The sequence below is a fragment of the Epibacterium sp. MM17-32 genome, from assembly GCF_022348205.1.
GTDB lineage: Bacteria > Pseudomonadota > Alphaproteobacteria > Rhodobacterales > Rhodobacteraceae > Epibacterium.
The window spans coordinates 18293-40121 of the sequence record NZ_JAKRFC010000002.1 but is presented as its reverse complement, the minus strand read 5'-3'; the positions used below and the strand labels follow the sequence as shown (position 1 = coordinate 40121).

The window sequence follows — 21829 nt, the reverse complement described above, 5'->3', positions numbered from 1 at the left end:
GTGCCTCGCGATCAGCTGAAGGAGGCGGGTTCGGGACGCAGCACCTGCGCACCACCGAGCTGCACCGCGCGAAGGCTGTGCCGAAGCTCCGCCTCGCTTTCCGGCACGTCCAGGATCAGCGTGGTATAGCCAAGGGCCCGATACCGGCCGACATAGGCCGCCACCTCGCCGTAGCTGCCGACCAGATAGGGGCAGAATGTCTTGTAATTGCGCAGGGGAAACAGCCAGTACGCACCATCGCGCGCCTCGTGCAGGTCATCCGCCTTTTGCGAGATTTCCTGGTGCCAGATGCTGTCGGTGGTGCCCCGGGCCATCTTGTGGGCGAATTGGCCGCGCCGATCCGCCGGGAACCGCAGGCGTGCCTCCTGCCAGGCCTCCTCGGAGGTTTCACGGGCAATAACGCCAAAGCGCAGGCCGATCTGGCCTTCTCCGGGAAGCGGGGCAAGCGGTTCGAGATCGTGAGGCGGCTTGGTATAGCTGAGGCGGGTGGCCCCCAGGGTCGCCGCTGCCGCCGCGCAGGCCTCAGATGCGCCGGAGAGGTAAATCTCGGGCATGAGTTCCGGCGGCAGCTCTGGCGAGAGCGTCAGATTGGTCACCTGATAATATGTGCCGCTGAAGGTCACAGATTCTCCGCGCAGCAGCGCCTGTAGAATTTGCGTGTACTCCACCAGCCGGTCATAGCGGGCATCATGCTCGGTTGCGTCGCCCAGCTGCTCCAGATCGCGGACGAAGCCCCCGGCCACCATGTTGAGCGCCATCTTGCGCCCATAGAGAAAGGCGAGGGAGGACACCTTTCGCGCGGCAGCCAGGGGAGACATGTAAAGCGGTTGAACCGCGACCAGCGGTACAAAGCGATGGGTCCGGTCCATCACCGCCTGGGCGACGGTCCACGGGTCCATCAGGCTGTTGTCGGTATAAATCAGCATCCCCTCAACGCCGGCGGTTTCATTCCATTGCGCCAGCGTTCCCACGGCATCGAGATAGGCACCGGGCGCGTAGCGGACAGAAGGCGGAGCGGTGGTCAGAAGTTTCATCTTGGTATTCCTTGCCAAAGAGATGGGAGATCGCAAAGCGGCGCGACGCGTCACTCGGCCAGTTCGCTGCAGAGCACGTCGAGCTTGTCTGGCGGATCAAGCAGATGCAGGACGCGGTCGATCTGGCCACGCATCGCCGGGCGCATGACGGAGGCGGAAAAGGCGAGCCGCAACCGCTCGGCGAGGTGATCGCACTCAGGGTCCGGCTGTTGCCGCATCTGCGGGTAGGCGCGATCAACAGCGCCGCCGATTTTCCAGGCCCAGCCGGCAGTCCGGCAGGCATCTTGCAGATAGGCGCTTTGTGCCATTGCCAGATCCGGCTGGCGGGTCAGTGTGTTATGCAGCGACAGTGCCTGAAGCGTGGCAACGCTCATGCCCTGTCCAAACAGCGGGTTGAAGGTCGCGATGGTGTCTCCGATCGGGAAATATCCGGTCGGCAGGTCCTCTGCGATATGATCAAAGCGCCGGAAGCGCACCGTCTTGATCGCAAAGCCACGCAGGCGAGAGACCATCGGCGCATCTGCCAGTCGGGCGGACAGCTCTGCGCCGGCGGTGGCCTCGAACAGCTCGCGAAAGCTTTGCTCGTCTCGCGGCATCTGGGCGCCGAAACGTCCGGTCAGGGTGATGATCCAGCGGTTGTGTTCCACCGGTGCCATGACCAGGCTGCGGGTTCCGGGCGCCTGTGCCGGGCGGAGCCAGGCGCTGAGGGCGGTGGAACCATCCTGCGCGGTCCTGTCAAAGAAAGCACTGCAGTAGCGGATGTCAGGTGTCCGGGTGTCTTCCGGCGGGAGGCGGCCCGACGCCGCCGCCAGCCATTTGAGACTGTCGCCGGCCCGCCCCGAGGCATCTATGACGATGTCTGCGGGGACCGGGCGATCCGGTGCGGAGGGGGGCTGCGCTGGGTCCTGCACATGGACCCCGGTGATACGCGCCGAATGCGGGTCTTCACCCGTCTGAGTCACCAGCCCCCGGACACGGCCGGACATGAGGGTCAGATGTGGTATCCTTCGCACCCGTTGCCGCAGCGCCTGTTCGAGGAGCGGCCGACTCTGGCTCAGCACCATCGGACCGGTGTCTTCGGGCGTGCACCATTCGTGCCCATCGTGAGTGCGCCATTGCGACCGGACCTTGAGAGGCAGGCTCCCGGCCCGTTGCAGCGCCGCCCCGATCCCCGGCATCAATTGTTCCAGCGCCTGCCGGCCGCTGTCCAGCAACGCATGGACATGCGGGGCCTGCGGGATTCGGCGCCTGTAGGTGGTACCGTCGGGGAGGCCGTCGGGCTCGATCAGAATGATCGACGCGGCATGGGGGGCAAGCGCGCTACAGGCGGCAAGACCGGCAATGCCGCCACCGATCACCACCGCGCGGGGACGCTCTGGGTGCATCCCACGCGGTGGGGGGGAGGTCGAGGGCTGCGGCAGTGCCATCGGCTCAGGCCCGTCCGGTCATTGCCGCGCGCAGGGGGACACGTGTGGCGCGCAATGCGGGCAAGCCGCCGCCGACCGCACCGATCGCAAGAGCCAGCACCACAGCACTCACCGCCTGTGGCCAGGAAAGGGCGAGCTGAAACGCCAACTGTGCATTGGCCCCGCCCTTTGTCGAGGCACTCCAGCCATCGAGCCCGATCCAGGCCAGCGCCACACCGATGGCGCAGCCGATCAGTGTCAGAACCAGCGCTTCGACAAGCGTGGCCACAAACGCCGCGCTGCGGCTGAACCCCAATGCGCGCACGGTGGCGATCTCGATCATCCGGTCGGAGACCGAACTGTACATGGTGGTCATGGCACCCACCGCGGCGCCGAAGGCCATGACGATCGCCAGGGGCCATCCCAGGAACAGGATGATGCGGCTGATGTCGCTGGCCTGGGCGGCATAGAAGGCCTTTTCGGTCTGTGCCGCCAGTCCCATGTCGAGCTCGTCTTCAACATAGGCGCGAAACTGTTCAAACTGCGCTGCATCGGAGAGTTGCACGCGCAGGGACTGGATCTGGTTGGGGCGGTTGAATTGCGCCTGCACCAGCCCCGCATCGGCCAGCAGCTCGCTCTCGAAGACACTGCCCCCGGCCGTGAAGTGCCCGACGACGGTCCATTGCGAGCGCCCGAAGGTGATCGTATCGCCCACTGCCAGATTGCGGTAGCGCGATGCCAGACGCGCACCAACAACGATCTCGGCAGTGCCGGGGGTCATCATGCGGCCATCGCTGATCTGCACCCGGGGGCGGAGCGTCAGGCCGGTTTGGTCGATACCGCGCAGCGACAGGGTTTCATTCTTGTTGCTGTCCAGTGCGACCGCGTCCACCGGCACCACCAGTTCCCGCGAGATCAGAGGCGTGCCATCGTCGGTGCGAACAAGGCCGGGGGCCTCTTCAACCAGATGTGCCTGCTGGGTCTCGATCCGGCTCAGGGCCTCGCTGAAGGCACCGCGACTGAGCACCAGCGCCACGTTGTCGGCGCCGGTCGACGACAGCGTCTTGCGAAAGCCGTTGGCCATGGCGAGAAAGCCCAGGAGCACCAGCACCACGAGGGTCACGGACAGCACCATCGACAGGGAAATCCAGGCCCGGCGCGGCAGGCTGCGCAGGTTGGCGGTCGAGAGCGCGAGGGATTGACGGAGAAAACCGAACATTGGATCACCTGTGTTTGAGAGCTGCCGCGATCGGCAGGCGAAGAGCATTGATCGAGGGCAGCGCGCCGCAGGCGAGGGCAAATCCCACCGCCAGCGCCACCGCCGTGCCAATCACGCGCGGGGTGAGGTAGAGGCCGGGCACGACGCTTTGCAGCGCATCGGCCAACATGGGGATCACCGCGGCCGTGAGACTGAGCCCGAGGCACAGCCCCAGCGCAAACAGCACCAGTGTTTCCGCCAGAACGATGCGCATGATCCGCCCGCCGGAAAAGCCGAGGACTTTCAACACGCCGATCTCCAGCGTGCGTTCCCGGATGGCAAAGATCATCGTATTGGCGACGATCATCAGGATGGTGGCAAAGGCGACCCCGACGATCAGCCGGACCAAAAGTGCGATGTTGGCAAACTGCTCCAGGAAGGCCGACATGAAGGCGGTTTCGGATTGGGTCCGGGTCTGGGCGCCGGAATTGGCATAGGCGGCGTCAATCTGGCGGGACAGGGCGTCGGTGTCCGCGCCCGGCTGCGGCTTGATACCGTAGAGATCGACCCGGTTGCGATTGCGCAGGACCGCGGCGTGGAAATAATCGGACCGCGCCAGCAGAAAGCTGGTGTCGGTGGTGATCTCGGCCCCCTCGAAAATCCCGGCAATGGTGAAGCGCCAGTTGCGATCCCCGCCGTCGCGGGCGTGCACAAAGCTGGTCAGCGTCACACTGTCTCCGGTATGCCAGCCCATCCGGTCGGCCAGGGTGCGCCCGACCAGAATGGCGGTGCGATCCGCCTCGGCGGCGCGCAGCATGTCGGGCGTGAAATTATAGGTGTCGGCATAGACCCGGGCGTAGCTTTCAAGATCGACCGCGTTGGCACCGACGATGTTGCGCTCGTTGCCGACAAAGGCGCGCAGGCGGGTGATGTGGGTGACCTCGGCCACGTCATCGAGTGCTTCGATCTCCGGCAGATAGGACAAGGGCAGCGTCTCGTTGCCGCCAACCTTGGAGGCGACCACCAGCCGCGCGGTCTGTGACCCGGCCCCTTCAAACCCCTGGCGAAAGCTCGACAGGACGCCAAAGATGAAGAAGGCGACGCCGATGCACAGGATCAGCAATACGCTGCGCAAGAGCTTGCGCGTCAGGTTCTGACGGATCAGCAGGGACGGGCTCAGGCGCATTGCGCGACCTCCTCCGACACGAAACGCCCCTTGTCGAGGAACACGGTGCGTTTGGCCACGCGGGTCGAGCTTTCGTCGTGGGTGACCATGATGATGGTCTTGCCCAGTTTGGTGTTCAGCAGTTGCAGCAGGTCCAGGATCTCGTCGGCGGATTTGCGGTCCAGATCGCCGGTGGGTTCGTCGCAGAGCAGGATGCGCGGGTCGCTGGCGATGGCGCGTGCAATGCCGACCCGTTGCTGCTGCCCGCCGGACAGCAGTGACGGCAGGTGATCGTGCCGATCCGACAGACCGACGATGTCCAGGATCGTATGCACCCGCTCGCGCCGTTCCGACGCGCTGAGGTCGGTCAGCAGGAGCGGCAGCTCGACATTCTGCGCGGCACTCAGCATCGGCATCAGGTTGTAGAACTGGAACACGAAGCCGATCACCTCGGACCGCCAGCGCGTCAGGGCGCGGGTGCTCATCTTGTCGAGCATGGTACCGCCAATGCTGACATGGCCCTTGTCGACCGTATCGATGCCGCCGATCAGGTTGAGGATGGTGGATTTCCCCGACCCCGACGGCCCCATGATGGCGAGAAAATCGCCATCCGGAATGGACATGGTCAGATCATCGAAGATCGGAATGCGGGACTTGCCCAGCGGGTAGCTCTTGCAGACGTTGGTGAGTTCGATGTCGTATGAGACAGGGGTCATGGGTCAGTTGCTCCCGTTGATCCGGAGTTGGGCCAGCGCCCGGTCCGTGAGGTTGGTGAAAGTAGCTTTGGCAGACATATTGGGCCGCACGCCGTCCAGATCGGTGGTGTCCAGCTTGAGGCGCACGCGGATCGTGGCTTTTTCCCGCGAGGCGCGCGGATCAATCGCCGACACCTGCGCCGCAAGAATCCGGTCGGGAAAGGCATCGAGACGCACTTCGGCGATCTGATCGCGGCGGATCGTGGCGATATTGCGTTCCGAGACATCGACATCGACATAGAGCTGGCTGACGTCCATCAGCTCCATCAGCCCGGCTTCGTCGGCACCGCCGTTGATGCCGGAGGAAACCGCCATGCCGGGGGCCGCTGGCAGATCCACGACCACCGCATCGAAAGGGGCACGCAGCACGTGTTTTTCCAGATCGCTCTGTGCCCGCTGCAGGGTCAGCCGTGCGGTTTCAAGTTGGCTGCGGGCGATCGAGATGTCGTGGCCGAGGCTGGCCAGTTGAAGCTGTGCGTCTTCCAGCTCGGCGCGTTTGCCGATGCCACGGGCCTCCAGCGTTTCCAGACGGCGCAGCGGGGCTGCGGCGGCGGCATGGTCGGCGCGGGCACTGTCGAGCCGAGCCTGGGCCAGCCGCATGTCTTCGCGCGCCAGATCGAGGGCCAATCGGGCATTGCCGTCCTCCAGCCTCAACACCGGAGTGCCCGCATCCAGACGGCTGCCAATTGTCACGTCGACACTGTCGACCCGCCCCCCGATCTCCGACATCAGAATGACGGAAGTGGGCGCAACCACAAAGCCTGAACCGACAATCCGCGGCCCCGGTGCCGGTTTGGGTGGCGCGGCAGAGGCAGAGGCGGTGTCATCATCTGCGGACGCCCGGGCGTGTCGCTCGGCGGCCGGTGGCTCTGCACCTGTCGCAGGGGTGCCCGGATCGGCCTGATCCGGATCGGCTTGGTCCAGCAGCTGCTTGGCCGGCTCCAAAAGGGGGGCGGCCAGCGTGATTGCGCGATCCTGTAGCGCCGGAGACAGATAGAGCGCACTCCCCCCGGCCAACAGGACCAGACCCAGACCATAAACCCAGAATGGCGCTGAACGCCGGCCGCGGCGCTCGGATCCTGAACCGGAGGCTGTGCTTGGGGCAGCGTCTGCCCTGTCGATGGAGAGAGAGCGCAGCCTGGTTTCGAGATCATCGGGATTGGACATTTCGGATCGCTTTCCTCGCGGGGGGGCAGGCCGGTGACGGATTGGTCGCACTCGGGCGACGGGATGGATCGAGCTTGGAACATCAGGGCGGGACGCGAGACCTAAATCACAAAGAAGGACGTCCTAATCGGCGTTTTGCTCCGCTTATTAAGGGGTTGAGCGTGATGTTGGTCGTCCCGGAGACGCATCGGATCACACTTTGGCGGATATCTTGGACGTGGCCTCTGCAAGCAGGGCCCGAGAATCGACTTTGCCATTCACGGTCACCGGCAGGCTGTCGCGGACCCGGATGTCGCGCGGGATCATGGTCTGCGGCAGCAATGCACTCAGTGCCTGGGCACAGTCCGTCGCAGCGAGACTGTGCCCGCATTCCGGTTGCACAAAGAGAATGATATCCCGCAGCTGCCCGGCTTCGCGAACCGGCAGACAGGCCGCCTTCTGAACCTGCGCGAGGCTATGCGCCGCCCGCTCGATCTCGTCGAGTTCGATGCGGTTGCCATTCCATTTCACCTGCCGGTCCGCTCGACCCAGCAGGATCAGGTTGCCATCGGCATCGACATAGCCCAGATCGCCGGTCCGATAGGAGCGTTGACCCTTGTGACGGGAGAAGGCCGCATTTCCGGGGTGGTCGGCTGGCAGGTAGCCGGTCACGATCTGCGGTCCGGTCAGTTCCACCTCTCCCGGCGTGCCCTCTGGAACGTCGGTGCCATCGGCGTCGACGATCCGCACCACATTCTCTGCCAGCGCCGGCCCGAGGGGCAAAATCCCTCCACGGTCGATCTCGGCATCGGAGAGGCAATGCACATGGCTCATGCAGGTGCCCTCGGAGGGACCGTAAGCGTGGCGGATGTCGGCCTGTGGAAAGCGATGTTTCAGATCCTTCACCAAGCGGTGTTGCACAGCCTCGCCGCCGACAAAGAAACACTGCAACCCGGGCAGGGTGTTCGCGTCGAACCGGGGATCGGTGCACATCAGCTGCAACAGCGACGGGGTCGAGAACCAGGAGCGCACGGCCACCTTATCGGGATGGGCGATCAGGGCCTCGATATTCTTGTGCGGCATGATGTTGTGCCGGTGGTCGAGCAGGACGACCGGACGCCCCAGTGCCAGCACGGGCCAAAGATCCAGCATGCCCATGTCAAAGGCGAGACTGGCATGATTCACATGTGCGCTCTGCCAGGGGGCAAGCGTGTGCCCGGGGATGTCCTGCAACATCGGGCCGTACCAGTCGTGGAATGCAGCAAAGTTTGCATGGCTGATCGGCACGCCCTTGGGTTCGCCCGTGCTGCCGGACGTGAAGATCACATACAGAAGATCGGCTGGGTCCCGATCTTGCGCGGCGGTTTCGCCGAGCGCCTGATCCGCTGCGGGCGGAATGCGATGCAAGGTCACGTCAGCGTGCACCTCGGGCGCTTCGTTGGCGTGGAACAGGGTCCGCGCGTCTGCCACCCGTTGAATCCGGGCGAGCCGGTCAGGCGGGTTCGAGCGATCCACGAACACAAAGCCCCGCCCGGCACACATGCAGGCCAGCATGGCTGCCACCACGCCAGGTTCCTTGTGCCCCTGGATCATCACCAGCCCGGAGGTTGCATCCGTTTCCAGCAGGTCGAGGACGGCCCGCACGTGGCGCCCCAGAGCGCCAAACGACACTACGGTGCCGTCACTGACCAGCGCCGGTGCCTCCGGGTGCGAACGTATGTGGGCGAGGATCTTGGATAGGAAACTCTCTGTCATGGGGCCTCCGGTGAAGTGAGAAGGTGAAGCCGGGGGCGGCGACGACTGTGTGATGCGCGCGTCCCCCGTGGCATCGTGCTGTCAGGGTGCAGCCTGCCTGCGACCCGTTGGTCCGGGCCTAGAGCGCCAGGGTTGCGGCCTCTGTCGCGGCAGTGCGATACCTGAAGGCAACCGGAACCGCGCCACGGGGGGCGAGGGTGGACCGCAGGATCGGTCGCAGATTGCCGCGCTTGCAGTCCGGGGCCAATTGCAGGTCGAACTCTGCCACCACCGCGCGCACGGCGACGGACAGCTGATGCTGCAAAAACCGGCTGCGGCTGCGCACACGCGGGCCGATCCCGAACGGCAGGTAGGAGTTGCGATCCTCGGGCGGGGTCAGGAACCGGTGACCGTCAAAGCGATTTGGGGTGTCCCAGTAGCGCCCGTCGCGATGAACCAGCCAAGGGGCGAACAGGATGGTGGTACGCGGCGGCACATTGTAGCCCTGAACCTCCATTTCCTTGCTCGTAATCCGGTAGATGAAGGGCAATTCGGGGTAGAGGCGCTGCGCTTCCTGGATCACCGAGTAGCACAGCGGGGTTTCGGTGTCCGGCGCGTCGTAGAGATCCGCGCACCCGCCGACCTCCCGTGCCATTTCAGGGACAAGATCCGGGCTTTGCGCCAGATGGCACAGGGTCCACAGCAGCCCGAGCCCGTCAATGTTGAGCTTTTCCAGCAGCAGGCGCCCCAATGTCGGGCGCAGAAAGTCGATCCGCTGTTCCTCACTGAGGGTCTCCGGCAGGCACTTGTTCATCGTGGCCAGAACCGTAGAGGTCTCGTCGTTCAGTTGGGCCAGGCCTGCACGCACAGCGCGGTCCAGGAACCCGCGCGCCTGCTGGAATTCGGCGAGCCTCTCGGGATGTGCTATCTCATCGGCGTCTTTGGTGCTCATGGCAAAATAGAACTGTTCGATCTGCATCAACCCGTCGACCATGTCCTGGTCGGGCAGGGCGTCACCAAACAGGGTCGGACAAAGTGCCCGCACGGCCCAGAGGGAGCAGATCGGGCGCAGATCAACAGGCGCCTCGGCAGTGAGGGCAAGATCGCGCACCAGCGCGCGGGTCGCCGTTGTCAGGCTCCGGTGCGCCCAGTCATCCCACCGGGCGTTGACCTCTGCCAGACCACTCCGGCTTGCGTCCCAGATCGCCGCGTTCTCCGGGCGCTCCAATGCGTCGCCGATGAGAATACGCGTGGTCCCGGCATTGCTGGCGATGTCCCCGAGTTCGGTTTGGAACTGTCCCTGGTGGTTTTTCCAGTACCGGATACTCTCTGTTCCCGTCAGCAGCAGCATCTGGCGGCTTTCGCTGGCCCGTATCATCACCACGTCGCCGAGTTTGCGCATGGCGGTTTCGGCGACCTTCAGCAGGCCTAGGTTCTGGTGGAACTCGGAGCTGGCGTCGAATACGGGGATCTGCGGTTCTGTCATCTCTAAGTCCTCTCAGCTGAGCGTTTCTGCATCGGGTTGGCTGTGCACGTGGCGATGGTCTGCGGTTCTGGCCGCTTCGGAGAGCCAGGCGCGGTCAATCTTGGAATTGCGATTGAGGCTGGCTTCGAAGCCGGCGTACCAAAAGCGCGGCACCAGATAGGGGGGCAGTTCGCGGGACATCTGACCGGCAAGCTGCTTCAGCACATCTGCGGTGTGGTCGCCGAAGATGTAGGCATTGAGCGCACGGGCTTCGCCGCGCAGCATGTAGGGCTCCACCACGGCGTCCTCGATCCCGGGCTGGCGGCGGATATGGGCCTCGATGTCGTCCAGATCGACGCGCATGCCCTGCACCTTGATCTCGCGGTCGATGCGCCCGCCAAAATACCAAAGCCCATCCGCCCGGCGCTGCCCACGGTCCCCGGTACGGTAACAGCCGGGGGCGGGAAAGGCGCGCGCCTGCTTGTCCGGCAGCTTCAGGTAGCCACGCCCGACCGACGCGCCGCGGATCTCGATCTCGCCCTGGTCCGGGCCGGGATCTGCGACCAACGCGGTTCCCGGGCGGGCAAATCCGATCGGCAAGTCCTCCGGGGCTGCCAGATGATCTGCGGTGATGTCGACCGCGGTGACGGCAACGGTGCATTCGGTGGGGCCATAGGTATTCAGCACGCGGCACCCCGGAAACCGGTCGAACAGGCTCTGCACGACAGGCTTGGTCAGGGCCTCGCCGCAGAACAGAAAGGTCGAAAGCGCGGGCAGGGTGGTGCCATTGAAACGGCGATTGCGCAGCATCAGGCGGGTGATCGAAGGGGTCGAGACCCAGAGCCCGACCTGATCGGCCTCAAGGCGCCGGATATAGCCGGTGGAGTTGGCAAAATCAGCGTGATTGAGCGCTGTGATCGGCCGCAGCCGCAGCCAGGAATTCCAGAGTTCGAACAGGGACACATCAAAGCAATGGCGAATGTTGCCGGTCACGCCGTCGAAGCTGGCCCCTGCCAGAAGTTGGTCCTGCCAACGAATGAAGTCCGCCAGATTGGCATAGGTGACCTGAATGCCCTTGGGCTGGCCCAGCGTGCCGGAGGAGAACATGATATAGGCCACGTCATCCGGCGCGGCGTCGTGCGGTGGCAGATCCTGCGCAGGCGCGGCATCGAGGTCCACGCTCCAGACCGGAACGTCGCTCCCTGTCAGCGTCTTGTGCAATTGCGTGGGCGCATTCGGATCGGCGTCGGCAACCAGGACCACCGACGCATCACATGTCTGCACGATCTGGCGCAGCCGCTCAGCTGGGGTGTCCTGTTCGGTGGGCACCAGGGGCCGACCCGCCAGCAGGCAGGCCCAGTACGCGACGAGGTAGCGCGGGTCCTTGTGCCCCCAGATCAATACGGGCCGGCTGCACCTCGGGTCCGGCACGCGCGCGAGTTTCTCCGCCAGTGCCAGGGAGGCGTGGTAAAGGCGATCAAAGCTGAGCGTCTCGGACGTGGTGCGATAGGCCTCCGCACCGCTCCCCGCAAACCGGCGATGAATGTCGCGGAGCAGCTGGTGTGGATCATCCGCCTGCGGTTTCATGCCGGGACATCCTCTTTCATGAACGACGCGATCAGCGTCGACAGGCTTTGAATGGTGGAGAACTGTTCCGGGCGCAGCTCGGAGGGGTCGATCTCCAGCGCCGGGAGACGCTCTTCCAGTGCCATGAACAGCTCCAGCAGCAAGCCGCTGTCGAGGCCGAGATCATCCTCGATCCGGGTGTCCGGCGTGATCGAACTGCCGTCATCCATGTCCAGAAGCTCTACAATGGCGTCAATGATCTGAGTGTCGATATGCGTGGTCATGATGGGTCCTTTCAGCTGTCGAATGGGCGGGGCGGCGTCAGTGCGCGGGGCTCAGAGGCCGGGCGCGGGATCTGGGGGCGGCGGTCGGGGCAAGCGCGTGCAACGCGGCCCTGTCGAGCTTGCCATTCTGGGTGCGGGGCATTTCTGCGTGGATCGCGATCCGGGCGGGCACGGCATGGCTGTCGAGGCGGGATTTGCACCATTGAACCAGATCCTGGCTGGTACACTCCGCCCCGGGGGCCAGCGCGACATGTGCCAGACAGATCTGCCCCTGCACTGGGTGGTCGGCGCCAAGCACGCAGACTTCGGCGACGGCGGGATGGGCGATCAGCGCCGCCTCCACCTCCGAGGGGGCGACTTTCTCTCCAGCGATCTTCAGGATGTCGTCATTGCGCCCGACGAAATAGAGGTATCCCTCCGCATCAAGCCGGCAGGTGTCGCCGGTGTACAAGACCTGCTCGCCGGGCAGGGGGCCGGGGCGCAGGCGCTGGGCAGTGGCCTCGGGATTGTTCCAATAGCCCGTCATCACCGTCGATCCGCGAATGACCAGTTCCCCGGTGGCGTTTCTGCGCCGGGCCTGTCCTTCGGCATCCACCACCCAGAGTTCGGTGTTGGGGATGGCGATGCCGACGCTGTCACGGCGGTGGGTCAGCTGCGAGGGCGGCAAGTAGGTGCAGCGGTGGCACTCCGTCAGACCGTACATGGAAAACACCGTCGCGCCGGGGAGGGCGGTTTCCAGTGTGTCGATGAGTTCCGGATGCAGCGCCGCTGCCGTCGAGGAGACCAGCCGGACCGCACCGAGGTCGAACCGGTCGGCCAAAGGCGCAATCAACGGCACCATCGTGGGGACCACGGGAAAGACGGTGGCCCGGCTTTGGGCCAGATGCTGAAGCGCAAAGAGCGGTTGCCCGAACCCCGGTTCGGCAAAGATCTCTGCTCCGGTCAATGCGGCCATGGTGATCTGGTGCAGCCCGTAGTCAAAGGTCATCGGCACGGCGCAGAAAATTCGATCCTCTGCGTGGTAGCCGAGATAACTTGCCACCGACCGCGCTGCGCTGGTCATGTTGAGATGCGACAGCATCACCCCTTTGGGCGTGCCGGTGGAGCCGGAGGTGTAGATGATCGTGGCCAGATCCTGATCCAGAACCGAAGGTGTGGGCAGGTCCTCGCAGGCGTTCTGCGTTGCGCAGACGGCAGTGACAGAGGCGTCAATTTCCGCGCAGAGCACCGGTATGGGATCCCCGGTCCGTTCCAGTGCAGTCTCCACGACGTCGCTGGTGGACGGGTCGGCGAGAATGGCCGCCGGGGTACAATCCTGCAAGACAAACGCGAATTTGCTCGCCGGCGTGCCGGGGTTCAGCGGGACCGCAACTGCACCGCTGGCCAGGATGCCCCAGTAGCCGGCGACGAAGGCGACCGAATTCGGGCAGGACAGAACCACCCGGTCACCGGCGGTCACGCCCCGGGCATGCAGGGCCCGGGCGATGCGGGTCGCGGCGTCTTGCAGCTCCGGATAGCTGAGGGTGTGTCGCGCGTCGCTGACGGCAGGCGCATGTGGCCAAGTTCGGGCCGCCTGTGACAGGAAATGGGTCAGGAGGGTATGAGTTGCGAACATGTGGCGCGCTCCTTGGTATGCGCAGAGACGGGGGACTGGGTGATCATGCAGGCGCCTGCAAAGCCGCCCATGCCGATCGACAGGATGGCGCAGGACCTGCCCGGGCGCAGATCGGCGTGCTCTCGCTCCAGCAACAGGAATGGGTCGCTGGTGTAGCAATGGCCGATGTCGGGCAGCAGCCCCAGCCTCAGCCGGGTCTCGGGCAGACCGGTCTCACGGCAGAACATCTGCCAGGCTAGTCGGTTGACGTTATGTGGCAGAAGCGGGCAATCGCCTGCCCAATCGAACCCGATCCGCGACAGCGATTGCTGGACGATCCCGGCGTGGGCGGCGAAGAACGCACCCATTTCCGTCGCGGTGCCGGCGCGGCCGCGTGCAAACTGGGGGTGCGTGCACATGGCAATCTCGCCCAGTTGCAATCCGCCGTCTGCCCGATCCACGATCATGCCGCAGAAGGCATCGCCCATCAGGGTACAGCCGGGCACGTAGCGATCTCCCGGCGGCAGGCCGATATGGCTGTCGCCACCCAGCACAACAACGGCGCGGGCCAGTCCGGTCACCAACAAGGTGCGCGCCATGTCCAGCGCCCAGAACAAGCCGCCGCAATTGTACTGATCGACCTCATAGCGTCGCTCGATCTCCGCCAGGAGGGGCTGGCCGGCGCAGAGATGATGCACCGGAGAGCGTCCGACCGCATATTGCAGCGGCTGCCCATGCGCATAGATCAGCGCGTCGGGAAGCGGCCCGCGATGACGGGCGGCGAGCTTGCGCACCACCAGATCGAACTGGGCTTCCAGCGTTTCCCCGGGGGGCACGGCGGCCACGCGATCCAGACCGAACATACGCTCGAACACACGGGCTTCGGCGGGGCTGCCGCCGGCTTCGCGTATGATCTCTTCGGCGCCCAGGCGCGCGGAGGGCACATGGCTGACGAGGGTCGCAAGGCGCATCAGGTGCCTCCGTCCTCTGCGGCGAAGCCCACGACGCAAAGTTCCTGGTCCTGCCAAGTCATCAACAGGCTGCTGCGCGTCGCAGGCATCCCCATCAGCGCGCGCAGGGGCGCAGCGCACATCTGGCTCGAGGGAGCCGGGCGCCAGTCGGCGAACCCCTCGTCGAGGCCCCTGAGACGGTCATCGGAAATCAGCACCGTTGCCGACGGATCAAGCCCGAGATCGCGGCAGCTGGTGTCCAGCACCGCGGGCAGGTCTGCCTCTTCGATCTGGATGTGACGGCGATAGCCCCGATAGCAAAGCCCGGATTGCGCCTCCGACTCCAGCAGCAACAGGCTGGCGGAATTCTCCGGTTGCAGCTGTTTGGCGGTTGGTGAGCGATAGAGCAGATGCTTCTGATCCATGGTCATCACCAAGGCGCGGCCGCCCTGGCGGGTCAGGTAACGCGCGGCGCAGTCAATGGCAAACAGCGGAGCAGACAGCCCCCGGTCCGAGATGGCAAATCCGAACCCGTCGGGCCGATCCATCCAATGCAGGGCAAAATTGGTGACCGAGGTACCTAGGTGCAGGTCGGGCATCCAGTGGGCCAGCAGGACCAGATCGACGTCTTCCAGCGGGTCGTGCTGCCGCAGCTCGTTCAGCAGCTCCTCCGCCATGGCGGCAAAGGAGGCCCGATCCGGCGCGGACAACCAGTTCTCGACATTGCTCTGTGCGGCGGGATCGTATTCCTGTCCATTGGATCGAAAGAAACGGGCGTTGAAGTCTTCCCAATAGGCATGCTGGTCCGCCGCATCCGCGACCGGCGGTTCCAGTCCGCCGAAGCTGGCGCCAACGATCTTGGCCGGGTCCAGGCGCAGGGTCATGATGCCACCCCCGCAACATAGGTGCGATAGGCATTGAGCATATGGATATTGGAGGTCCCCTCCATGTATTCAAAGCCCTTTGCATCCCGGATCTTGCGACGCAGCAGCGGGTCCGTCAGCATGGCTGCGGGCGCATCGCGGGCGATCCGGGCGGCCAGCGCATCGGAGAAGGCCACGGCCTGAAACTTGACCTCGCTGATCCGGTGCCCGCGCGACCGCCCGCGCAGACCGTCGGCGCAGATCTCTGCCAGGGCCGCGATCAGGGCGCTGTGGGTGCGGTATTCGCCCGCAAAGGCGCTGGCCTGCCCGTGCTGGCTGAGCCGGTCCAGCATGCCGCGTGCATTGCCAAGCGCCAGCGCAGCCACCACCGGGCGGTAACGTTCGAACACGCCATTGATGGCCATGAACCCGTCCCGCAAAGAGGGCTTTTCGGATTGCGCGGCAACAAGATCTTCGTGGCCGACCGGCACATCGTGAATGTCGAGCCGACAAAGGTCGGCGCCGGACATTCCGGTCGTGGGCAGGCGTGTGATGGTGAGGTGATCCGCCACCTTTTCCGGTTCGATGAGCACCAGCGCACTGCGCCCGGAGGTCGCGAACCTGGCATAGACAATACCGATCCGGGCACGGGCCACGTTGCCGATCAGCATCTTGCTGCCCCTCAGCACGTAACCTGCGCCGGAGGTTTCCAGCACGGTGGCACCCGCCGATGCATCGGAGCCGACATCCGGCTCCGTGACCGCAAAAAAGGTGCCTTGCGGGCCGCTGCGATAGGCGGAAAAGAACCTCTCCTGCTGCGCGGGTGTCCCCACCGCTTCGAGCGCGCCCCCCGCCAGCGACGGACCTTGCAGCGCAAGAATGCAACCGGCGTCAAACCGCGCCAGCCGTTCGACCAGTGCGACATGCAGATCATGCGGACAGCGCTCCAGACCGAGGGAGGTCTCGGCCAGGGGAAAGCCGTTGTAGGCCTCCGGCACGCCGATCATCGTCAGGGCCTTGACCAGCGGATCGGCCCAGAGATCCCGCCAGGCGTCCGGATCTTCTGCCAGCTTTCCACCGGTGGTTTCAAACAGCGTGCGGAGATCTTCGAGCCGCTCCAGCGCCGGATGGTCAAAGGGCGCGGGCAAGGTGATATGCGGCGCCGCGGGCAGTATGGAGATCGGTCGGGGGATCTGCTCGTCCAGAAATCCCTGCACCCGGGGGCGTTCGCGCACGACGGTGGCGGTGCCCTCATCGACCATGACCTCGACCGGCGCGCCAAATCCGAGGAAATTCACCGGCGACGCGGTTGCACCATAGGCGCCGGACTGGTGGATGCAGATCAGATCACCCGGTGCGGGCGGGGCGAGCGCGACATCCTTGGCGATCACATCCATTGGGGTGCAGAGGGGGCCGGTAATGCTCCAGGGGGCATCAGGGCCATCGGCAGCGTTGCTCCGGGACGGGTGCGGCACCAGCGAAACCGGGAAGTTGCGACGCATGAAGCCCTGTCCCGCGGCGGCGCTGTGGACATTGGACCCACCGTCGCAGACCGCGAAGTTCTCTCCCTTGTTGGCCTTTACCTGCCGCACTGAGGTGACGAAACGCCCGGCTTCGGCCACCATGTAGCGGCCAAGCTCTATGGCGATCCGCGTGTCCGGATGCGTCTCTGCAAAGGCTGACAGCAGCGGCTGCATCGCCGATCCGAGGGCATTGAGGTCGAGTGCGCTCTCGTCCTCGTAATAGGGCACGCCATACCCGCCGCCGATGTCGACAAACTCCAGCGGCGCGGCGAGGTCGCGGGCCACACGCGCCGCAAGTTCGAGAATGCCGCAGGTATTGGCCAAGATCGTGTCATGGCTCAGGATGCGGGTCCCCATATAGACATGCAAACCGGCAAGACGCAGGTTGTGGAGATCCTCAACCCGCCGCAACGCGGTGTCCAAGACGCATTCGTCGATCCCGAACTGCGTCGGCCGTCCACTCATGTTCAGTCGGGCGCCGCTGACTTTGAAATCGGGGTTCACCCGCATGGCAATGGGCTGGGTGCGTTCTGCCCGAGCAGCGATCCGGTTGATCTGTTCGAGCTCGGGCAGAGATTCCGCGACGATCGCCTTGAGGCCAAGCGATACCGCCCGCTCCAGATCGTCTTCGGCCTTGCCGGGGCCGACCATCAGGATCTGATCGGCAGGGCATCCCGCTGCCAGTGCGGTTTCCAGCTCCAGCCGCGAACTGACCTCGGTTCCGGAGCCTTGGGCCACCAGCAGGCCCACAAGGCTCAGGTTTGGATTGGCCTTGAGCGAATAGAAGAACTGCGCCTGCGGCAAGGCCCGCGTCAATGCGCGATAGCGGCCACGAATGGCTGCGGCGTCATAGACATAGAAGGGCGTGCCGACCGCGTCTGCCAGGTTGTGAAGCTGCGCCGCGTCCTGCGGCAGGATCTCGAACCCCGTCATCGTCATACCGCCACATCGTGGGATTTGCGCGCCGCGATGAATTCAGACAGAGCCGAGATTGTTTCGAATACGCCTGTGCCGCCTTCGAAGCTCTCCATGAACTCAAAGCTTTCCATGCCCGTGCGGTCCGATAGGGCAACGATGAACTGGACCAGCTCGATCGAATTCAGCAAACCGCCGGTCCCGAACAGAGCCTCGCCTGATCTGGCCCGTTCGATGCGTTGAGGTCCAAGGCCGATGTCGCTCAGGCTGGCGAGGATGGCATCTGTCATGTCGGTCATTGGGAAACTCCAGTTTGCGGGAATGAGAGAGGCAGAGGTGTGTCCGTCACCCGCAACAGCGCGCAGGATGCGGTCGCGCCGAGGCCGATGCTGAACAGGAGCACCTCGTCGTCGGGCTGCAGCACATCGTCCTGTGCGCCGCGCCAGAGGTTGAGAAAGGGATCGACACCAAAACAGTGGCCATAGCAGCCGATGGTCGACAGGCGCAGTTTCTGCGTGTCGATCCCGGCGTCTTCGGCCACCTGATACCAGGAGGGCGCATTGACATTATGCGGCATGACCCATCGCAGATCCTGCGGGGTGCGGCCAAAGTGCCGAAGCGCGTCCTGCAGCGTCTTGCTGGCCAGCTGGACATAGGCGCTGTCAAACCCATCGAGGTAGTTCTCGCCACGCAGACCGGTGTTTTTCCAGAATTGCGGGGCATGACGGGTAAAGGTGTCGACCACCTCAAAGGGCCCCGGGGTGCGACCGACCAGCAAGGCGGCTGCGGCCTCGCCCATGATCGTGGTGTTCTCGATCACGCGGATCGCCGGGTGAAAGGCCTTCTCTCCGATCAGGATCAGGCCAGTATCATCAGGGCCGAGCAGGTGATCCAGCATGCCCAGCATGCTCAGCCCGGTTGCGCAGTGGTTCATCGTGGCGTCAAAGACCTCGACCCCCGCGGCGGCGAGTGCCGCAAGATGGCTGGACGCCGGCGTGTCAAAAACCTGCGTCGAGAGCAGCGTGTGACAATGCACAGCATGGCTGAGAGCGCTTTGGCGGTTCTGGTTGCGATCCATCAGGGCGCCCACCGCCTGGTCGAGCAGGTGGTGCAGCGGTTCCGCGTGGTCGCAATGGAAGGTTTCGAACCCGAAAAAGCGATCATACATCCGGATCTGGTTGCGTGACAGCGACAGGTCGTCGGCCAGGTCAGCAAGCTTTTCCTGTCGCGCCGGGAACACCACCGAAAGATCGAGGAGGTTCAGCATGGTAGCCCTCCGCGGGGGGGACCTGATCGGACAGGTGGCGTCGGTGGGGTTCCCACGTGCGCCGAGGCGGGGTGGCGCGTGGTTTCGGGCAGTGCAAAGCACACAATGCCTTCGAACAGGCGCGGGTCATCGAGGATGCTGTGGTGGTTGCAGGCGTCCAGCACCAGCGCGCGCGCGGCGGGCGCGATGGAACAGATGTCTTCTGCCTCGCTGAGGCGAACCTGCCAGTCACGCCGGGCATGAATGACCATGAGCCGCGATCCCATGCGGGCAAAAAGCTCCGGTCCGATTTCATGCGGGGCGCGCCCCTCACGGCGCGCTGCCCGCGAAAGCAGCGCATCGGTCACTGCGATTGGGGCTGAGATGCGACACAGATACGCTCGCAGCAGCGTTTCCATCGAATACGGCGCGCAGATCGTGACCAGACGGGCCGCAGTCAGCCCGGCCTCGATCACCTGCGCGGCGATCAACCCACCGGCGGAATGCCCGATGACCGTGTCGATGTCCTCTTCGCGATACTGGGCGGCCAGAATCCGGGCCTTGGCGCTGAAACTCATCGGGCGCGCCGGGTTGCAGCCCTCTCCCGGCAGGTCTGGCAGAATGACGCGCGCGCCGCTCGCCGCGAGGGCCAGCGCCAGGGGCGTCATCATGGCGCTTCGGGCATTCCAACCGTGCAGAAGCAGCACGCGCGGCCCGTTTTCCGGTCCGAACCGGCGCTCGGCAAGGCAGCCTGCGGTAAGGGCATCCGGGGCCTCCTGGGCGGTGTCCGGGGTCATGCGTTCAAACCGATGCAACGCCAGCATCGCGCCCCATTCGGGGTTGAGCGCGGTCAGTGCATTCAGCTCCTGCCGACGCATCCGACCCCGCACAGCGCGAAAGGCGAACATGGGCCCCGCAGGTGTCGGGCGGCGCATGGCACGGCGCCACAGCGCCAGCGCACAGAGACCGGGATAGGCGAGTTCAAACAGCATGGGCCCGCCCCAGGCTGCGCAGAAGCAGCAGGAACTGTACCGCGAAGAGACCAAAGCTGCCAGCTGCTGCCGCGATCAGGACGTCAAGGATGAGCCCCATGCCCGCGCCCTGCATCATCGCCCAGAGTACAGCGGCACAAGTCCCGGCCTCAATCAGGAAGGTGATGACCAGCACCTGAACACCGCGCCCCAGCTGCTCCAGGATCACCTGCAACATGGCGGAACCCGAAATCAGGAAGAAGGTGATCAGCAGCTCGGTGAACATCTGGTTGGTGGCCGCGCGCAGCGCTTCGGCCTGTTCAGGAACCAGCAGATCGAGCGCCCCTGTCCACTGTGGCAACAGCGCGGTCACGATCGCATACAGGCAGAGCATGAAGGGCACACCGATGATCAGATAGCGCAGGCGCTGGGCGGTTTGACCCTGCTCGGCGAGCTGGTTGACCAGGATCGCGATGGCGGATCCGATCGCGATTGCGGGGATCATGAAGGCGATACGATAGCGCAGCACCACAAAGAAGGCAGAGGCGCTGTCCTCGCCTATCTTGGACAGGATCGGGAACACCACCGAGGCGCTGACAAACCCCACCACGATCGAGCTGAACACGGGGATGCCGACGCCGATCTGGAGCTGCCGGATGCGGATGCGGAAGGGTTCTTCCGGGCTGTCTTCCCCATCGCGCAGCTCGCGCCGCAACAACAGGGCGATGACCGGCAGCATCAGGATCGGGCCAACGAGATTGCCGATCAGAACCGCTTCGAACCCCCAGCCGTATTGTGACACCAGCACGTAGGTTGTGGTCAGGTCGATCGCGACAAGACCAAGAAAGGGCACGAGCCCCAGCAGGACCTTCCCTTGTCCGCGCATGGCGCCATAAAAGATGTCGAACACGACGAAGGGCACCAGCGACAGCATGAACAGCGGAAAATGCGCGAGGATCAGGCGGATCTCCGGGTCCTGGACAGGCAGAGTTTCGGCCGCGGCATAGCCAACTGCGGCGACGATCACGAACAGGATCACGCCATTGCGGCACAGGCGCAGCACCGCGCGCTGGGTGCCACGGCGGGGCCAATTGTGACGCGAGCGGGCGCTGAACACCTGCGCGGTGATGGCCAAGCCCTCCATGATGGCCAAGGCCAGGATAAAGCTTGGTTGCAACAGCGACAGCGTGTTCAATGCGCCGGTGTCCGGCACACGGGCCAGCAGCGCAACTTTGCCCAGATTCAGCGTCGAGGTGGCGGCGGCACCAACGGCAAAGGGAATGGCAAGCAGCAGAATGCGGGAAAGCGTTTGCCAGACCGTGGGTCTGGCCGCGTCGAGCAGGGCGTCGGCGGTGGGAGTTGCGGGTTGCATCATTGGCTCCTGATGGGCGTTGCGGCGAGGGGGACGGCGGCCTGTGCCCGGCGTTGGCTGAGATCAACGGCGCGGTCCCGGGTGCCGAGTAGCGCATAGCGCAAGGGGCGCGTGTGGCGCGGTCGCGGGGTGAGCCGCTCGGTGGGATCGCGCAACACCAGCGACAGGCTGCTGTTCGCGGTCATCGCGCGGGCGAGGGCCATCGCATCTTGCAGCGACTTTCGACACTCCACCCGCAGCGCATGCACCGGCCCGTGGTGATCCAGCGTCTGCAACAGGTATTGCAGGATCGGGCTTCGGGTGTCGGGTTGATGGCCGCAGTGCAGATAGACCAGTAGCGGAGTATCCGTTTCGGCGCAGAGGCGCCGCCAATCTTCCCGCAGCCGTTGGGAATGCAGGTCGGGCAACGCGTCCGCGTTGGAGAACAGATGCATCGCCGGCGGGGTAGAATCCGTGGACGACTGGAGGCGCTTCCAGGCGTCCAGTCGCTGCTGAAGGCAAGGGTCGAATGGATGCTCTCGGGCGGCGCTGTCCTCTCCGGTGTCGCAGGAATACAGGATTGGACGCGCCGAAGCGCGATCAGGCAAGGTTCCGGATGCCAAGAGCCGAACTTCGGCGAGACTGGGACGACGCGCCATCCGG

Annotated in this window: 19 protein-coding genes; all 19 read right to left on the bottom strand. The window is 64.8% G+C overall.

Annotated elements, in window-relative coordinates; all coding sequences use genetic code 11:
* Window positions 1–11 precede the first annotated feature (11 nt).
* The 19 genes from MHM88_RS03105 to MHM88_RS03015 all read right to left on the bottom strand — a co-directional run bounded on the left by MHM88_RS03105 (window position 12) and on the right by MHM88_RS03015 (window position 21825).
* Window positions 12–1034, bottom strand: coding sequence for an LLM class flavin-dependent oxidoreductase (locus MHM88_RS03105; protein WP_239359872.1), 1023 nt, complete (start codon window positions 1032–1034; stop codon window positions 12–14).
* 50 nt (window positions 1035–1084) lie between these two features.
* Window positions 1085–2461 (bottom strand): NAD(P)/FAD-dependent oxidoreductase, encoded by a 1377-nt coding sequence (locus tag MHM88_RS03100; RefSeq protein WP_239359870.1) that lies wholly within the window; start codon window positions 2459–2461, stop codon window positions 1085–1087.
* Window positions 2462–2465: 4 nt separating this feature from the next.
* Window positions 2466–3659, bottom strand: a complete 1194-nt coding sequence (locus tag MHM88_RS03095) for an ABC transporter permease (protein ID WP_239359868.1) — start codon at window positions 3657–3659, stop codon at window positions 2466–2468.
* 4 nt (window positions 3660–3663) lie between these two features.
* The gene (locus MHM88_RS03090; RefSeq protein ID WP_239359866.1) at window positions 3664–4824 is read right to left on the bottom strand and encodes an FtsX-like permease family protein; all 1161 of its coding nucleotides are present in this window, start codon (window positions 4822–4824) and stop codon (window positions 3664–3666) included.
* On the bottom strand, window positions 4815–5519 hold the full coding sequence (locus MHM88_RS03085) for an ABC transporter ATP-binding protein (protein WP_239359860.1): 705 nt from the start codon (window positions 5517–5519) through the stop codon (window positions 4815–4817). The genes MHM88_RS03090 and MHM88_RS03085 overlap by 10 nt, the downstream gene beginning before the upstream one ends.
* A gap of 3 nt (window positions 5520–5522) precedes the next feature.
* Complete coding sequence (locus MHM88_RS03080) at window positions 5523–6725, bottom strand: efflux RND transporter periplasmic adaptor subunit (RefSeq protein WP_239359859.1); 1203 nt, start codon at window positions 6723–6725, stop codon at window positions 5523–5525.
* Window positions 6726–6917: 192 nt separating this feature from the next.
* Window positions 6918–8459: an AMP-binding protein gene (locus MHM88_RS03075; RefSeq protein ID WP_239359858.1), complete on the bottom strand. Its 1542-nt coding sequence runs from the start codon at window positions 8457–8459 to the stop codon at window positions 6918–6920.
* A 118-nt stretch (window positions 8460–8577) separates the two neighbouring features.
* On the bottom strand, window positions 8578–9924 hold the full coding sequence (locus MHM88_RS03070; protein WP_239359857.1) for a cytochrome P450: 1347 nt from the start codon (window positions 9922–9924) through the stop codon (window positions 8578–8580).
* Window positions 9925–9936: 12 nt separating this feature from the next.
* Window positions 9937–11490, bottom strand: coding sequence for an AMP-binding protein (locus tag MHM88_RS03065; protein ID WP_239359856.1), 1554 nt, complete (start codon window positions 11488–11490; stop codon window positions 9937–9939).
* The gene (locus MHM88_RS03060; protein WP_239359854.1) at window positions 11487–11753 is read right to left on the bottom strand and encodes a phosphopantetheine-binding protein; all 267 of its coding nucleotides are present in this window, start codon (window positions 11751–11753) and stop codon (window positions 11487–11489) included. The genes MHM88_RS03065 and MHM88_RS03060 overlap by 4 nt, the downstream gene beginning before the upstream one ends.
* A 37-nt stretch (window positions 11754–11790) precedes the next feature.
* Entirely contained in the window at window positions 11791–13368 is a 1578-nt protein-coding gene (locus MHM88_RS03055; RefSeq protein WP_239359852.1) for a class I adenylate-forming enzyme family protein, read from the bottom strand.
* Complete coding sequence (locus MHM88_RS03050) at window positions 13344–14318, bottom strand: hypothetical protein (protein ID WP_239359850.1); 975 nt, start codon at window positions 14316–14318, stop codon at window positions 13344–13346. The genes MHM88_RS03055 and MHM88_RS03050 overlap by 25 nt, the downstream gene beginning before the upstream one ends.
* On the bottom strand, window positions 14318–15181 hold the full coding sequence (locus MHM88_RS03045) for a hypothetical protein (RefSeq protein ID WP_239359848.1): 864 nt from the start codon (window positions 15179–15181) through the stop codon (window positions 14318–14320). Before MHM88_RS03045 ends, MHM88_RS03050 begins: the two co-directional genes overlap by 1 nt.
* Window positions 15178–17622, bottom strand: a complete 2445-nt coding sequence (locus tag MHM88_RS03040; protein WP_239359846.1) for an acyl-CoA dehydrogenase family protein — start codon at window positions 17620–17622, stop codon at window positions 15178–15180. The genes MHM88_RS03045 and MHM88_RS03040 overlap by 4 nt, the downstream gene beginning before the upstream one ends.
* On the bottom strand, window positions 17619–17897 hold the full coding sequence (locus tag MHM88_RS03035) for a hypothetical protein (protein WP_239359840.1): 279 nt from the start codon (window positions 17895–17897) through the stop codon (window positions 17619–17621). The genes MHM88_RS03040 and MHM88_RS03035 overlap by 4 nt, the downstream gene beginning before the upstream one ends.
* The gene (locus tag MHM88_RS03030; protein ID WP_239359838.1) at window positions 17894–18865 is read right to left on the bottom strand and encodes a 3-oxoacyl-[acyl-carrier-protein] synthase III C-terminal domain-containing protein; all 972 of its coding nucleotides are present in this window, start codon (window positions 18863–18865) and stop codon (window positions 17894–17896) included. Before MHM88_RS03030 ends, MHM88_RS03035 begins: the two co-directional genes overlap by 4 nt.
* Window positions 18859–19836: an alpha/beta fold hydrolase gene (locus MHM88_RS03025; protein WP_239359836.1), complete on the bottom strand. Its 978-nt coding sequence runs from the start codon at window positions 19834–19836 to the stop codon at window positions 18859–18861. Before MHM88_RS03025 ends, MHM88_RS03030 begins: the two co-directional genes overlap by 7 nt.
* Window positions 19826–21187, bottom strand: coding sequence for a hypothetical protein (locus MHM88_RS03020; RefSeq protein ID WP_239359834.1), 1362 nt, complete (start codon window positions 21185–21187; stop codon window positions 19826–19828). Before MHM88_RS03020 ends, MHM88_RS03025 begins: the two co-directional genes overlap by 11 nt.
* On the bottom strand, window positions 21187–21825 hold the full coding sequence (locus MHM88_RS03015) for a hypothetical protein (RefSeq protein WP_239359832.1): 639 nt from the start codon (window positions 21823–21825) through the stop codon (window positions 21187–21189). Before MHM88_RS03015 ends, MHM88_RS03020 begins: the two co-directional genes overlap by 1 nt.
* Between the last annotated feature and the right edge of the window lie 4 nt (window positions 21826–21829).